This window comes from Corallococcus sicarius, from assembly GCF_003611735.1.
Lineage (GTDB): Bacteria > Myxococcota > Myxococcia > Myxococcales > Myxococcaceae > Corallococcus > Corallococcus sicarius.
Genome location: NZ_RAWG01000006.1, coordinates 23,868 through 38,117 on the forward strand (window position 1 = coordinate 23,868; position 14,250 = coordinate 38,117).

Here is a 14,250-nt window from a genome sequence, read left to right on the forward strand (position 1 = left end):
CCGACCTTCAGCGGCAGGTGGGGGTGCCGCGCCTCGGCCTGTAGCTGGGAGAGGGGTCCTTCACGTCCTTCAGGATCTCGCTCCAGTCGAGCGTGAGGGATTCGGCGATCATGGCTTCATGGGGCGTGGTCTTGCGGTACTGACGCACGCCCTCCACGCCTTCCGGAGGTCCGATGGGCTCCCCCACGCCGAGCTGCTTCGTCTCGCGCGTCAGCTCCAGCTTCAGCGTGTCCCCGTCGAGCGTCCAGGTGCCGTACTTCGTGTAGTCATCGTTGAGGAACTCGAGCACCACCCGGCCGTCTGGACAGAGGTTGTAGGTGTCCATCGTGCTGGCGTACTCGTTCTCGAGGATGAAGCCCGCGGCGTCAGGTTGCCAGTCCTCGCGCCCGGTGGAAGACGCTGGCATCGCCTCGCGCAGGCGGCGCTGCAGGGTGGAGAGCTGGGCGCGCTTGTCGGGCACCGCGGCCTTCTTCAGCGCTGCCAGCCCCTGCGTGAGCGTGCCGGCCCGGGCCCAGCCGAGCAGCCGCGTCTCCGACTGGACGAGGTACCACGTCCCCTCCGTGGCCAGCAGGGTGACGGTGCTCCCCGCGCGCAGCTTCGCGACCGGCTCCGCGTCGTCCCGGCGCGTGCGCAGCAGCGGGAAGGAGGTGGCCACCTTCGGCTTCAGGCCCGAGCCGTACAGCTCCGGCAGCACGAGCGTCGCCCCGGGCTTCGCACCGTCGTCGCCGTCCACCTTCTGCCGCAGCACCCGGGCCGCAATCCAGCCGAGCACGTCCTCCGGCTTGCCCGCCACACCCGCGAGGTACCAGCCTCCCTCACCGTCCGCCGGGTCTGGCTTGAAGGCGTGCAGCGAGAGGGCGCGCTCGGGTCCGGCCAGGGCGACGACGTCCGTGCTTCCAGGAGTCTGCTGGAGCGGCACCCGGCCCGGAGGCGCAAGGACGCGGCCCACGGCGTAGAGTTCCTGCGGCACCTCGGTGAAGCCCGGCTGCTTCGCGTCGTAGAGGTACTTGTCGCGGCGCGCCCAGCCGTCCGCCATGGGCACGTCGCAGAGGAGGATGCCATTGCCGGAGGCGCTCGGTGTCCCGGGAGGCAGCGGCACTTCCCGGAGCGAGGTGCCCTCCTGACGGAAGAGGCGGAAGCGCGCCTCACCGTGGACGAGCACCTCACGGCGCTTGTCGTTGTTGTCGAGGTCCAGCACGGTGACGCCGCGCACTCCGGGCAGCTCGCCTTCGGCCACGGCCGTGCCCGCGCTGAGACGGAAGGCGCCGGGCTTCGTCACCTCGAGCGTGAGGTGCTCGCGCGTGCCGTCGCCATCCAGGTCCGCGTCGGCCTCCCTCGTGGGAGAGGTCGATGCGGTGGCGGTGAGCACGGCGGCGAGCACGAGGGCGCAGGCGCTGGACATGCCGCAACTCTGATGCGCGACCGCTGTGGTTGTCACATCAAGACGGCAGGTGCCCTGACGGAACGTGCCGTCAGGCTTCACCCGAACCGTGTCCCGGACGCCCCCCTGCGCCTGCACCAGGCCCCTTGAGCCCGCCTCCACACCTCACGCACGCTCACCTCTTCCGCACCTGCCTGGGGGAGCCACTGCTGTACCCGGTCTCGACGATGGTGCGCAGGGCAGTGAGCGAGGCGTCGTCCGCGGCGCCGGTGCCCTTGAGCCAGGCCACGGAGATCGCGGCGAGGAACAGGTCGTAGCCCCTGATGGAGGAGCGCGCGTGGCCCTTGAGCTGCGCGGCCTTCAAGTACTCCTCCGTGGTGGCGATGAGGTTGTCACACGGAAGGGTCAGCGGATTCTCCGGCTCGCGTTCCCGGGCGGCGACCATGAGAGGTTCAGGCAGGCCGCTGAAGGCACTGAAGTAGTCCTCCAGGGTCCGCATCCACTGCCGTAGCGCCTCATCCGGGTCCGCGACCTGGGTGAGCTCCGCGCGGCGCGCGACCAGCTCCTCCGAGCGCAACTGCAGCACCGCCGCCAGCAATGCCTCCCTCGTGGGGAAGTGGCGGTACAGGGTGCCCGGCCCGACGCCTGCCTCCTTGGCGACCGACTCCAGCGAGGTGCCAAAGCCGTGCGCCAGGAAGTGGCGCTGGGCCACCTCCAGGATGCTCGCTCGGTTGCGCAGCACGTCCGCCCGCGGCTTCCGCCCCTCCGCCTCCCCGGTGCTCATCGGCTCCTCCTTCTCCTCATCGGATTCCATCACGTTGCGAAACGGAGTCTACCTCCGTATATATGGCCAATAAATCGGAGGCACCCTCCGCTTCTCCCTGCCCCAGGTGAAGGACCGTCGATGACGCTCCGACAAATGCTCCTGTGGCTCGAAGCGCCTGCGCATCCCGCGGTCGAGTGAACGCCCCATGGAACACGAGGAGATTCGACATGAAGATTGGCATTCTAGGCGTCGGCTACATTGGCAAGACCCTGGCACGTAAACTGGGTGCGGCCGGACATGACGTGAAGGTGGCCAACTCGCGCGGCCCGGAGACGATCGAGGCCGATGTGCTGGCCTCCGGCGCACGCGCGGTCACGGTCGCCGAAGCGGTGTCCGACGTGGACGTCGTCATCCTCTCGATCCCCCTGAACCGTCTGCCCGAGGTCGCGCCGCTGATGGCCCGCGTCCCAAGTGAGACGGTGGTCATCGACACGTCGAACTACTATCCCGGGCGCGACGGCAGGATTGACGCCATCGAAGCCGGCCAGGTCGAAAGCCTGTGGGTCGCTGAACGGCTGGGGCGGCCCGTCGCCAAGGCGTGGAACTCGATCGGCTCCGCCTCCTTTGCAACCCGGGGAATGGCCTCGGGGCACCCGGGGCGCATCGCGCTCCCTGTCGCGGCGGACCGGGAAGCGGAGCGCAAGGTGGCCATGGCGCTCGTCGAGGACACCGGGTTCGACGCACTCGACGCGGGCACGCTCGCGGAGTCATGGCGGCAGCAGCCGGGTGCCCCCTGCTATGGGACGGACCTCACCCGCGAGGAGCTGCCGGCCGCGCTGGCAGCCGCCGACGCGGCGCGCTTGCCGAAGCGGCGCGATCTCTCAGTGGCGGTCATCCAGGAACGGGTGGGGGACAGCGCCACGAATCCCGATTCGGACTTCGGGGTCCGCCTCAGTCGCGTCTTGTTCATGTGACGGTCCGCCGGTTGCGGTCGGTCCACTCTTCTTTCTCATCCAGCGAAACGGAACGTCATGGACATCGGAATCATGGGTTCAGGTCACATCGGCAGCACGCTCGCACGGAAGCTCACGGCGCTCGGGCACCGGGTGTCGATTGCCAACTCGCGTGGCCCCGCCTCGCTGGCCGCGTTGGCGGCCGAGACGGGCGCGACCGCAGCGACCGTGGAGCAGGCCGCGCGTGCTCGCGACGTGATCATCGTCACCATCCCGCAGAAGGCCGTGTCGGAGCTGCCGCGCCACGTGTTCGCCGCGACGTCCGCGGTCGTGGTGGATACCGGCAACTACTACCCGTCGCGCGACGGCCGCATCGCAGAGATCGACGGGGGTCTGGCCGAGAGCCAGTGGGTGGCGCAGATGCTGGGCCGCCCCGTGGTGAAGGCCTTCAACAACATCGGCGCCAACAGCCTCGCCACGCGAGGCGTACCCGCCGGTACCCCGGGCCGTGTCTGTCTCTCCGTCGCTGGCGACGACGTGCGTGCGAAGCAGGGGGTGCAAGGCATCATCGAGGCGCTGGGCTTCGACGGCCTCGACGCCGGCACGCTCGCCGAGTCCTGGCGGCAGCAGCCCGGCACACCGGCGTACTGCCACGACCTCGGTAGGGCCGGGCTGGAAGCCGCTCTGGCGCAGGCCGACGCCGGGAAGATTGCACAGTACCGCGCGGAGGCTGACGAGGCCGCGCGTCCGTACTTCGCACCGACCCTGGCTCGCTCGACCTGAGGGGAACCGGGGTCGTGCTTGGCCCGGCGCTCCTGGCTGTGGCGGCTGGAGGAGCAGGGCATTGAATGCAGCATGTCGCGCAAGGGCAACGGCTGGGACTCTGAGCCCCGCGGAGTACGCGTGCCTCCGCCGCGCTGGCCTGCGAGCAAAAAATTCTTTATCAAGCCGCATGTCCCTGAAGCCCCAACCCTACATCACCCTCCCCGGCACGCGGTTTCAACCCCTTGCAACCGAGCTCGGCCTTGAGCGTTACAACCTGCTCGAGGTCAGTGATGATTCGGTCAATTATGAGGACCTCTTCGGCGGCAACGAGGTCGCCTTCGTGGTCCACGAAGGCAAGCTCACGCTGAGCGGACCGACCTACGTTCGCAATGAGGAGCCGATGGTGTGCGTCATCGAAGGCGATCTGATTGTCGATGGACCGCTGGTGATCCGCGACCTCGACCTCTACGTGCCGCTGTGGGTCAAGGGCTCGCTGATTGCCCGTGACCTGTTGCTCAGCGCCGACGCGCAGGTGTTCATCGAGGGCGACCTCAAGCTGACCGGCAACCTCGTCACGGACGGCACTGACGCGACCCATCTGGTCGTCCACGGCGAGGCGCAGGTCGGCGCGTGGCTGCGGCCAGGTCACCGCGGCGCGATCTACCTCCCGGCATCGGTACCCGATCCGCTCGAGGGCGAGGCTCTGGCGGCGCGGCTCGCCCCCACGCTTGTCCAGCCCAGAAACCGCTCACTGACCTTGTGCGAGCACGTGCTGGCGGGCCAGCCGCTGCTGCGGGACTGACGCGGTGTAGAAAACAAACAGCGGGTGCACGCGGCGGACTCCGCGGAGAGCATCCTCGCCTTCGTGGCCGCGGGGCTGGGCTTCTCGTGGGTGCCGTCATTCCAGCCGGGGGGCCCGCGCATGCCCGGCGTGGGGGCGTGGCCCCTGACGCGTCCCCGCGCCGTCTTTCCCATCTACGCGCTCTGGCTCAAGTCGCGCACACCGGCGCCGCTGGTGGCGGCGTCTCCGGTCATCCAACGCTGACAGGAGGCGTCGCGGCCCGGGGGAAGGAGGGGGAGAGGCGCCCCCGGCCCGCGAGCCCCGTGAAAGTGCTCAGTGGCGACCGCCGCCGCGCTCGCCGCCCGTGGGCCAGGGGCACACGTCGCGCGACGGCCGGACGATGCCCGAAAGCGTGACAGTGCCCTGCGAGCCATCGAGCACGGTCTCCGTGTAGGCGCCATCAATGGTGCGCACCCGCGGCGTGTCGCTGGAGAACGCGACGGACAGCTCGCCCGTCAGGCGCACCGACTTCACCACCGCGCCGGAAGCATCCGTGCGCGTGCGCGTCACGTCCGCCTGCGTGCTCTTGCGCCGGGGCGGCGCGCCGTCCACCAGCTCCGAGGTGGAGAAGGACGGGCTCGCAGAGGAGTTCGCCTACCTCACCGGGCCGCGCCTGGACGCCACGCTGTCCCAGGAAGCGCGGCTGCGCTTCGGGAGCGCCACGGCGTGGTACCGCTACCGTCAGGACCGCATCGGCACGCTGGTGCAAGCCATCACCCCCACGGAGTCCTCCGTCGCATCCCAGGCGTATGTCATTCCCTTCGGCTTCATGAGCCACGCCGTCGGAGGCTCAGGACGGTGGCAGCCCCTGCCGTGGCTCACCGCCAGCCTGGACGCGGAGGTGGAGTGGCGCCGCTACCTCGCACGCTGGGCCCCTCCCTGCGCGCGAGGCTGTCGGAGCACTTGCGCCTCACCGCGCGCTACGAGCTGCTGGTGAACCGCTCCAACATCGACATGCGGCTCACCGACGAGGACTCCGCCGCGTGCGAGGGAGCACAGCGCCTTTGCCATGCGTATGACTACACGAATGGCATCTACGAAAAGCATGGCGTGATGCTCCAGCTCGAAGCCGTGTGGTGAGCCGAGGGCAGGCGCGCTCCCCCGACATGAGAGAGACGGAATCCCGCGCGAGGATGTTCCCGGGCACCGCGCTGTCGACTTCGCGATGAAGGCCCCTGCCTCCAAGGTGGGGCCTCCAGGCGCCCCGTGTGCCAGGGGGTGTTGCGAAGGCCGCCCCCACGTCCCCACGTTCCGCGGGAAGGACTCTCACGACAGAGGAGGCGCACCGTGCCCATGTCCATGCCTGGATTCTCGCTGGCCCTCGCCGCGTCCGCGGCGCTGTGCTTCTCCGCGGGCTGTTCCAAACAGGAGATGAACAAGTCCGAGTCGCCACAAGCGACTCCCACACCCGCGCAGGCGTCCGTGGATCAGCGCTGTCCCATGGCCGTGCCAGGAGCGCAGGTCCGCACGGAGGACACGTCGGATGGGGTGGCGCTCATCTTCACCACGTCGGATCCCTCGCAGGTGGCGGACCTCCAGCTTCGCAGCCGTCGGATGCTGGACGAACAGGCCCAGCGCACGCGCTCGCAGACGCCCATGGACCTGGCACAGGAAGAGGACCTGGGTGACAGCGCGCTGGAGGAGCAGGCCGGCCGCGATGAGAGCGGCACGGGCGGTGGCGGCCCCCAGGACACCGCGGGAGCGCCGACCGTGCCCTCCCGCGCGGTGGCGCAGGACACGCAGGACGGCATCACCGTCACCTACTCCGCCCTGGACGAAATGCAGAAGCGCCAGCTCATCGACGAGGTCCACGAAACGGCCCGCCAGATGAAGGGCGGCCACTGCCCCGGCATGTAGCCCGCGCGCACGTCACCGGGACGGCGCGGCAGGCCGTCCCGGTGGGAGCCCGCTACCGGCTGAACACCACCGTGAGGTTGTTGCTCGGCATCTCCACCACGCGCTCGCGGGTGAGCCCGTGTCGCAGCGCCTCGGCGGTGACCGCGCCCAGCTCGCGCACGCCCCAGGCCGGGTCGCGGGCCCGGAGCGATTCGTCGAAGGCGAGGTTGCTCGGCGCGGTCACCGTGCCCTCCACGAAGTAGGGCCCGTAGAGGACGAGCCGCCCCCCCGCGCGCAGCACCCGCCCCGCGCCCCGCATCAATCCCTGACAGGCCGCCCACGGGGCGATGTGGATCATGTTCACGCAGAGCATGGCGTCCGCGTGCTCCACCGGCCACGTGTCGGAGCTCGCGTCCAGCATGCGCGCGGGCAGCAGGTTGGGCGTCCCTTCCGACGCGCGCCACGCGTCGATGCTCTCCAGCGCCCCGGCGTCCCCGTCCGTCGGCTGCCAGGACAGCCCCGGGAACGCCCGCGCGAAGAACGCCGCGTGCTGGCCGGTGCCGCTCGCCACCTCCAACAACAGGCCCGACGCGGGCAGCACCTCCCGGAGGACGGCGAGGAGCGGTTCGCGGTTGCGCTCGGTGGCGGGGGCATGGCGCATCATGTCCGCCGGTCTTCCACACCCGCGCACGCGAGGGAAGCCCGCACTCGCGGTGCCGCACCTTCCGCTCGCGGTCCGACGCAAGCCCCGCACGCCCGGTCCACGAGCGGACAATCAGCTTCACCCGGAAGGCTCCTCGCGGAAGTTTGCACCCAGGGGCGACTCGAACCAACAACATGCGGGAATTCCGCAACACTTGTCTGCCCTTTCCGACAACTTCCTGCGAAAGCGAGAGCGCAGTCGGTTCTCGTGGATGTTCGTCTCGCATCACCATCCAGGCTGGAGTGACCTTGAAGTTCTTCAATCGAAATGTTTCACGCATGCTGTGCTCGGTGTCGTTGCTCGCGTTCGCGGGTTGCGGCCCGCAGGGCGCGGACACCTCTTCCCCCTCCGAGCAGGACGGCGTCTCCGCCGAGGTCAGCGCGACGCAGCAGGCGCTGTCCACCATCGCGTACCGGAGCAGCAGCAGCGCGACGGGCAAGACCATCACCTCGCTGAGCATCGCGAAGCCCGCGGGCACCGTGGCGGGTGACGTGCTGCTGGCACGCATCATCAACCGCAACGTCGTGGCCGCGGTGGCGACGGCGCCCGCTGGCTGGACGCTGCTGCGCTCGGACCAGAGCGCGTCGCAGATCAAGGCGTGGGTCTTCTACAAGGTCGCGACCGCGTCCGAGCCCGCCAGCTACGCGTTCAACCTGGACCTGGCCAGCTACATGGCCGGCACCCTCTCCGCGTTCTCCGGCGTGGACCCCACGAACCCCATCGACGCGCAGGCCGGCCAGAAGAACGGCACCACGGCCAGCTTCATCACGCCCGCGCTGACCACCAGCACCGCCAACGGCGTCGCGGTGTGGTTCGGCTCGCAGATCTGGACCGGCGCCGAGTGCCCCGTAAGCCCCATCGTGCCGCCCACGGGCTTCGCCGAGCCGCTCGACACCTGCCTCGTGTCCTCGTCCACGGGCCTGCTCTTCGACGTGGCCCACAAGGAGCTGGGCGCCGCCGGGGCCCAGGGCGCGTTCAACGGCTCGTCGCCCTTCCCGAACACGAACATCGCGCAGGTCGTCGCGCTGCGCGCGGTGGGCGCTTCCGCGTCCTGCTCCGTGGGTGACACCTTCGCCACCACGTACACGACCCAGGGCACCGTGGTGTCCCCCGCCATCGTGGAGCCGTCCGGCCTGGCGATGAGCCGCCTGACGCCGGGCGTCCTCTACGTGCACAACGAGGACACCACCGCCATCGTGGCCATCAGCACCACCGACGCGAGCACCCTGGGCACCTTCAACGTGTCCAATGTGACGCCCGCGGACTGGGAGGACGTCGCCTCCGGACCGTGCCCCACCGGCAAGTGCATCTACATGGGTGACATTGGCCGCTCGAGCGCCAACTTCCCCACGCCGCCGTCCACCTTCGCCGTCTACCGCATCCCGGAGCCTGACATCGGCGCGGGCCAGACGAGCGGCAACCTCACCGCGACGGCCTTCCCGTTCCAGTACCCGGACACGCCCAAGGACGCGGAGACCATCATGGTCCACCCCACCACGGGCGACATCTACATCATCACCAAGTCCTACGCGGGCGCGAGCAAGGTCTACAAGTTCCCCCAGCCGCTGCCGGCGCCGGGCACCATGTCCACGCTCGTGTTCGTGGCCAACATCCAGCTGCCCACCACCACGGACACCAACTACGGCGCCGCCACGTCGGGCAACATCCACCCGTGCGCGAACCGCTTCCTGCTGCGCACCTACCGCCGCGTGTATGAGTTCCGCGCGGCCCCGGGCGCCGCCTTCGAGACCGCCTTCGCCGCCACGCCCGTCGCCCTGACGGACACCGTGGAGGGCCAGGGCGAGGCCATCGAGTACGACTCCACCGGCACGGCCTATTACACGATGAGCGAGTCCCCCTCGCCCTTCAAGCTCAAGCGCGTCGTGCGCCAGTAACCCATCGCCGTCACCCACGGCCGCGCCCGGGCTCCACGCCGGGCGCGGCCTCTTTTCGCCTGCAACATCCGGAATCATCCCATCCGGAAGGAATTAAAGCTCTTTCTCGTTTTGCATCTATAATCGCAGTCATGCGATTCGTCCGAACCGGCTTCGTGCTGTCCGCGCTGCTCGCGTCCCTGGTGGGTGCCTGCGGCCCCCAGGACGGCGCATCGAGCGGCGACCTGCCCTCCCGGGACGTGCTGTTGGGGGAGGCCCGCGCGGCGGCGACGACGGGGCACAAGGCCTTCCGGGTGATGACGTACAACGTGCGGGGGCCGCTGGACACGGGCGTGCTCGCCTGGCCGAACCGCAAGGCGGCCGTCATTCAGCGCATCCTCGCGAACAACGCGGACATCGTGGGCGTGCAGGAGGCGCAGGCCCCGGCGGGCGGGCCCAGCATCCCGGCGGACCTCATCGCGGGCCTGACGGGCACCGACAAGCCCTATGGCGTCTACAACCCGGGGGGTGGCAGCCCGAAGCTCATCTTCTTCAAGAAGAGCCGCTTTGAGATGGCCCCCGAGGTGGGCCACGGCAACGAGTCGCTGGTGAATCCCTATGCCCCTGGCGCGCCGTGCTTCAGCCACGCGGAGGGCAAGAAGATTGCCTGGGTGGGGTTGCGCGACCTGACGTCCGGCCAGGTGTACTTCGTGGCCAACACGCACTTCGCCTACGCGGCGGCGTGTTCGCTGGGCCGGTTGAAGGAGGCGGCGCAGATGGCCGCGTTCCTCGCGACGAAGCCCGCGGGGTTGCCCGTCATCGCGATGGGGGACTTCAACGCGGACGCGCAGAGCACGTCCACGCCGGGGGAGAGCACCCTCGAGGACCTGGAGGCGGGGGCGAAGCTGTTCCGCACCGCGCGCTTCGACGGCACGACGGGCGAGGACGACGCCACGTTCAACAACGCGTGGGACGGCACGCCGTCCACGAACTACGCGCGGCTGGACTACATCTTCCACAACGGGGGCGCGCTCACGTCATCGGCGCCCGCCATCGACCGGACGGAGAGCGGCGGCAACACGCCGTCGGACCACTTCGCGGTGCTCGCCACCTTGCGCCCCGCCCTCTTCTCCGCGGGCTCCACGTTTTCTCCGACGCCGGGTGGCACGTCCCCGGCGACGCAGGTGTTCTTCGCGGACGTCACCGGGGATGGGTGCGCGGACCGCATCTCCTGGAACGCGACCCTGGGCGAGGGGGAGACGTGGGTCGCGATATCGCGGTGTGACGGGAGCTTCGTTGCGGCGGTGAAGAACGAGGGCGCGTTCAGCGCGGTGTCCACGACGCGGTTCTCCTTCGCGGACGTCACGGGGGATGGGTGCGCGGACAAGGTCCTCTGGCGGCCCACGCTGGGAGACGGCGAGGTGCGCATCTACCCGGCGAAGTGCGATGGCACGTTCGGCGACCGCGTGTCTGTCTTCCAGGCGGCCAGCCAGAGCGAGTCCACGCGTCTGTCCTTCGCGGACGTGACGGGGGATGGGTGCGCGGACCTGCTGCGCTGGAACCCGAAGGAGCGGGCCGGCGCGTTCGAGACCTTCGTGGCGAAGTGCGCGGGGGCACCGGCCTTCGGCGCGGCGGTGCAGAGCACGGTGGGGGCGAACACGAGCGAGGGCACGCGCGTGTACTTCGCGGACGTCGATGGGGATGGCAAGGCGGACCGCATCCTGTGGAACCCGGACCAGGACGGGGGCCGCACGCGCGTGTACCGCTCCACGGGTGCGGGGGTGTTTGCCTTTGCGTTCGCGCACGAGGCGGGCACCAGCGGCGTGGACACGACGCGCTTGTACTTCGCGGACGTGGACGGTGATGGCAAGGCGGACAAGGTCTTCTGGCGGCCCAACTTCCGCCAGGGCCGGATGCAGATCTACCCGGGCACGGGCACGAACTTCGCGGGCAGCCCGGTGATGGACAACACCGGCTACAGCGGCTCGGAGAACACCACCTTCGCCTTCGCGGACATTGATGGCCGGGGTGGCGCGGACAAGGTGTACTGGAACCCGAACAGCTACGACGGCGACACCAAGGTGTTCCGCGCCTTGGCGCAGTGACGTGACATCTCCCTGAGCGGGATGACATACTTGAATGAAGACAAGAAATCTGGGCGAATCACCACCATCGACGATGTCTGACAAGCCCCCAAGCAGCATGAAAATACCGGTCGTGGCTGTTTGCCTCCTCCTGCAGGGGTGTGCACTCTTCCAGCGGCCCGCACGACCTGCTCACGCACCGCCAGAAGTGGCGGCCAGGGTTCAGTTCCCACGCGACCTTCCGAGTGAGGGGCTTCAAGAGTTGTCGGGGCCGACTGCTGCGGCAATCGCGCTCGCCATGGAGGACTTTCGCCCTCTTGGGACAAAGCCCCATCGCAATGCGACTCCCTTTGAGCAGTGCCTCTACCGGCGCGAGGCATTCAACGTGTCAGCGGCTCCAGGAGCTGACGGGGTCGTTTTCGTCCGGTTCTCATTCAGCCCCACCAACTGCGCTGAGCACGAAAGGGAGATCGCCCTCGACATGGGCGCGACCTACGCCGTGGATGTTTCCGGGGCGCGCATCCTCGCCATTCAAAAGTAGCCCCCGCCTGCACGGGTTCGAAGGGGACTGCGCTTCGCCTGACGTTGTTCAAGGTCGCTCCCACAAACCCGTGGCCCCTGGCTGCGTCCAGTGCCCAGACTGCCGCCCCCGACATGCGCGCCCCACTCCTCGCCACCGTCCTGTTCGCTGTCCTCGTCTCCGCGTCCGTCCGGGCCCAGACGCCCGCGGCCACGCCGCCCCGCTCGTACCTGCTGCGGCCGGCGCGCGTCTTCGACGGCACCACACTCAAGCCTCACACGGGCTGGGCGGTGCTCGTCACCGGGGAGCGCATCGTCGCGGCGGGTCCCGCGCAGGGCTTGAAGCCCCCGGAGGGCACGGAGGTCATCGACCTGCCCGGCACCACGCTGCTTCCAGGACTCATCGAAGGCCACTCGCACCTGCTGCTGCACCCGTACAACGAGGCGTCGTGGAACGACCAGGTGCTCAAGGAGTCCCTGGCCCTGCGCGTCGCTCGGGCCACGAACCACGCGAAGGCCTCGCTCCTCGCGGGCTTCACCACCACGCGCGACCTGGGCACCGAGGGCGCGGGCGACGCGGACGTGGGCCTCAAGCAGGCCATCGACCAGGGCATCATCCCGGGCCCTCGCATGGTCGTCACCACGCGCGCACTGGTCGCCACCGGCAGCTACGGCCCCAAGGGCCACGCCGCTGAATGGACGGTGCCCCAGGGCGCGGAGGAGGCGGACGGCGTGGACGGGCTGACGCGCGCGGTGCGCGGACAGATGGGGCGCGGCGCGGATTGGATCAAGGTCTACGGCGACTACCGCTGGGGCCCACGGGGCGAGGCGCTCCCCACCTTCTCCCTGGAGGAACTGCGCCTCATCGTGGAGACCGCGAGGAGCGGCGGACGCCCCGTCGCGGTGCACGCCAGCACGCCGGAAGGCATGAAGCGGGCGGTGCTCGCCGGCGCGGAGAGCATTGAACATGGCGACGGCGGCACGCCCGAAGTCTGGAAGCTGATGGCGCAGCGGAACGTGTTCCTGTGCCCCACCCTCGCCGCGGGCGACGCGATGCTCCAGTACCGGGGCTGGAAGCGCGGCGTGGATCCGGAGCCGGAGTCGTCCCAGAAGAAGCGCGCGGGCCTCAAGGCCGCCCTGGCGGCGGGAGTGCCCCTGTGCGTCGGCGGGGACTCGGGCGTCTTCACCCACGGGGACAATGCGCGGGAGCTGGAGCTGCTCGTGGGCAGCGGCGTGACGCCCGCGCAGGCGCTCCAGGCCGCCACCTCCGGCAACGCGCGCATGCTGCACTGGGAGGACCGCATCGGACAGGTGAAGCCAGGGCTGCTCGCGGACCTCGTCGCCGTGGAGGGCGACCCCACGCAGGACATCTCCGCCGTGCGCCGGGTACGCCTGGTGATGAAGGGCGGCACGCTGTACCGACGCTGAGGGCTCATGTCCCAATCCTCCAGACCCGGGTGTCTCAACCGCATGACGCGACACGATTGGAAAACCCTGGGCGTGGTGACGTGTGTGCTGGGCGCGGGAGGGGGCCTGACGCCTGTCGCGGAGGCCTGCAGTGGTCCCGCCTGCTCCGACCGCGAGGTCCAGATTCCGATGACCGCGAACGCCGAGGTTCCCGCGAACGTGCCCGCCCTGGTCATCGTGCCCGCCATCTTCCGGAACATGGATGAAGGCAGCGTCCACCTGCGCACGGCGGAGGGCTTCGAGCTGGCGGCGGACATCACCCAGGGCGCCCACGGGAGCGCGGTCGTGGTGCCCGCCGCGCCGCTCGTCCCCGGCGCCGGCTACCGCCTGGAGGGAAGCAACCCCTGTCCGCTCGGCGAGGAGACCGTGGCGGCCACCTTCACCGCGAGCGAGCCCCTGCCCCTGCCCGCCACCCCGGGCGTGCTGGAGGCCGGCCCGGTCCAGCAGGGGAAGGTCACCGTCGTCGGAGGAGCATCGTGCTCGGTGGACACGCAGGGCAGCTCGTTGCGCCTGCGCTTCACACCGTCACCGGAGTTGGTGCCGTTCCTGCCGTGGGTGCACTGGACGGTGGAGGTGGATGGAGAGCCCTGGGCCACGGCACCGCACGGCGCGCTGGGGCCCACGGGCGAACTCATCCCTTCCATCCGGCTGCAGTACACGCGGGACCTGCTGTGGCTCTACACGGTCTGCGAGGTGACACCCGGCACACAGCCGCCCATGAACATGGGACTCGCACCGGGACGGCATGTGGCCACGTTGCGTCCGGTGATTGAACACCTGGCGGTACCGCTGCCGCTGCTGGAGGTGCCCTTCGAACTGACGTGCCCGGAGAAGCCCGCCGACCCCATCCCCTCCCCTGACGGCGAGAGCTGCTCCCAGACAGGCGGCGGCCTCACGGCGCTCGGGCTCCTCGCCACGCTCCAGCTCTGGCGCAGGCGCTCCCGCGGAGTGCGTCCCACCTGAGCCGTGTCCCAACCCTCCGGCTTCGGGTGTCTGATGAGGCATGCACGGATACACCCGGAAGCTGGCCACCGTAGGGATGTTCCTCGTGGGGATGGGGG

General features: G+C 69.6%; 15 protein-coding genes. 11 read left to right on the top strand and 4 right to left on the bottom strand.

The features are described 5' to 3' along the window. Positions 1-7 precede the first annotated feature (7 nt). A complete protein-coding gene (locus D7X12_RS01785; protein ID WP_120623534.1) occupies positions 8-1,402 on the bottom strand; it encodes an SH3 domain-containing protein in 1,395 nt (464 codons plus the stop codon). A 154-nt stretch (positions 1,403-1,556) separates the two neighbouring features. Then, complete coding sequence (locus D7X12_RS01790; RefSeq protein ID WP_120623571.1) at positions 1,557-2,165, bottom strand: TetR/AcrR family transcriptional regulator; 609 nt, start codon at positions 2,163-2,165, stop codon at positions 1,557-1,559. A gap of 209 nt (positions 2,166-2,374) precedes the next feature. Here D7X12_RS01790 and D7X12_RS01795 point away from each other — a divergent pair, with 209 nt between their 5' ends. The 4 genes from D7X12_RS01795 to D7X12_RS01810 all read left to right on the top strand — a co-directional run bounded on the left by D7X12_RS01795 (position 2,375) and on the right by D7X12_RS01810 (position 4,910). Then, positions 2,375-3,121 carry an NADPH-dependent F420 reductase gene (locus tag D7X12_RS01795; RefSeq protein WP_120623535.1) on the top strand — a complete coding sequence of 249 codons (747 nt, stop codon included), beginning with the start codon at positions 2,375-2,377 and terminating at the stop codon, positions 3,119-3,121. 57 nt (positions 3,122-3,178) lie between these two features. Beyond that, the gene (locus D7X12_RS01800; RefSeq protein ID WP_120623536.1) at positions 3,179-3,883 is read left to right on the top strand and encodes an NADPH-dependent F420 reductase; all 705 of its coding nucleotides are present in this window, start codon (positions 3,179-3,181) and stop codon (positions 3,881-3,883) included. 169 nt (positions 3,884-4,052) lie between these two features. After that, a complete protein-coding gene (locus D7X12_RS01805; protein ID WP_120623537.1) occupies positions 4,053-4,667 on the top strand; it encodes a hypothetical protein in 615 nt (204 codons plus the stop codon). Positions 4,668-4,691: 24 nt separating this feature from the next. Beyond that, a complete protein-coding gene (locus tag D7X12_RS01810; protein WP_120623538.1) occupies positions 4,692-4,910 on the top strand; it encodes a LysR substrate-binding domain-containing protein in 219 nt (72 codons plus the stop codon). Between the two features lie 69 nt (positions 4,911-4,979). On the opposite strand, the gene D7X12_RS01815 is transcribed toward D7X12_RS01810, so the two are convergent. Then, entirely contained in the window at positions 4,980-5,216 is a 237-nt protein-coding gene (locus tag D7X12_RS01815; protein ID WP_147443483.1) for a hypothetical protein, read from the bottom strand. Here D7X12_RS01815 and D7X12_RS01820 point away from each other — a divergent pair. The 3 genes from D7X12_RS01820 to D7X12_RS01825 all read left to right on the top strand — a co-directional run bounded on the left by D7X12_RS01820 (position 5,200) and on the right by D7X12_RS01825 (position 6,563). Continuing rightward, the gene (locus D7X12_RS01820; protein ID WP_147443484.1) at positions 5,200-5,643 is read left to right on the top strand and encodes a hypothetical protein; all 444 of its coding nucleotides are present in this window, start codon (positions 5,200-5,202) and stop codon (positions 5,641-5,643) included. The genes D7X12_RS01815 and D7X12_RS01820 overlap by 17 nt on opposite strands. Next, positions 5,610-5,786: a hypothetical protein gene (locus D7X12_RS42740; RefSeq protein WP_158619924.1), complete on the top strand. Its 177-nt coding sequence runs from the start codon at positions 5,610-5,612 to the stop codon at positions 5,784-5,786. Before D7X12_RS01820 ends, D7X12_RS42740 begins: the two co-directional genes overlap by 34 nt. Before the next feature lie 213 nt (positions 5,787-5,999). Further along, on the top strand, positions 6,000-6,563 hold the full coding sequence (locus D7X12_RS01825) for a hypothetical protein (RefSeq protein WP_120623541.1): 564 nt from the start codon (positions 6,000-6,002) through the stop codon (positions 6,561-6,563). Positions 6,564-6,615: 52 nt separating this feature from the next. Here D7X12_RS01825 and D7X12_RS01830 read toward each other — a convergent pair whose 3' ends face one another. Then, positions 6,616-7,206, bottom strand: coding sequence for a DUF938 domain-containing protein (locus D7X12_RS01830; protein WP_120623542.1), 591 nt, complete (start codon positions 7,204-7,206; stop codon positions 6,616-6,618). Positions 7,207-7,523: 317 nt separating this feature from the next. Here D7X12_RS01830 and D7X12_RS01835 point away from each other — a divergent pair, with 317 nt between their 5' ends. The 4 genes from D7X12_RS01835 (at position 7,524) to D7X12_RS01855 (ending at position 14,152) form a co-directional block, all read left to right on the top strand. After that, complete coding sequence (locus D7X12_RS01835) at positions 7,524-9,140, top strand: cell wall anchor protein (protein ID WP_244224290.1); 1,617 nt, start codon at positions 7,524-7,526, stop codon at positions 9,138-9,140. 131 nt (positions 9,141-9,271) lie between these two features. Beyond that, complete coding sequence (locus D7X12_RS01840) at positions 9,272-11,224, top strand: FG-GAP-like repeat-containing protein (RefSeq protein ID WP_120623543.1); 1,953 nt, start codon at positions 9,272-9,274, stop codon at positions 11,222-11,224. Between the two features lie 633 nt (positions 11,225-11,857). Next, positions 11,858-13,150: a metal-dependent hydrolase family protein gene (locus D7X12_RS01850; protein WP_120623544.1), complete on the top strand. Its 1,293-nt coding sequence runs from the start codon at positions 11,858-11,860 to the stop codon at positions 13,148-13,150. A gap of 42 nt (positions 13,151-13,192) precedes the next feature. Next, positions 13,193-14,152 (top strand): hypothetical protein, encoded by a 960-nt coding sequence (locus D7X12_RS01855; protein WP_147443485.1) that lies wholly within the window; start codon positions 13,193-13,195, stop codon positions 14,150-14,152. Positions 14,153-14,250 lie beyond the last annotated feature (98 nt).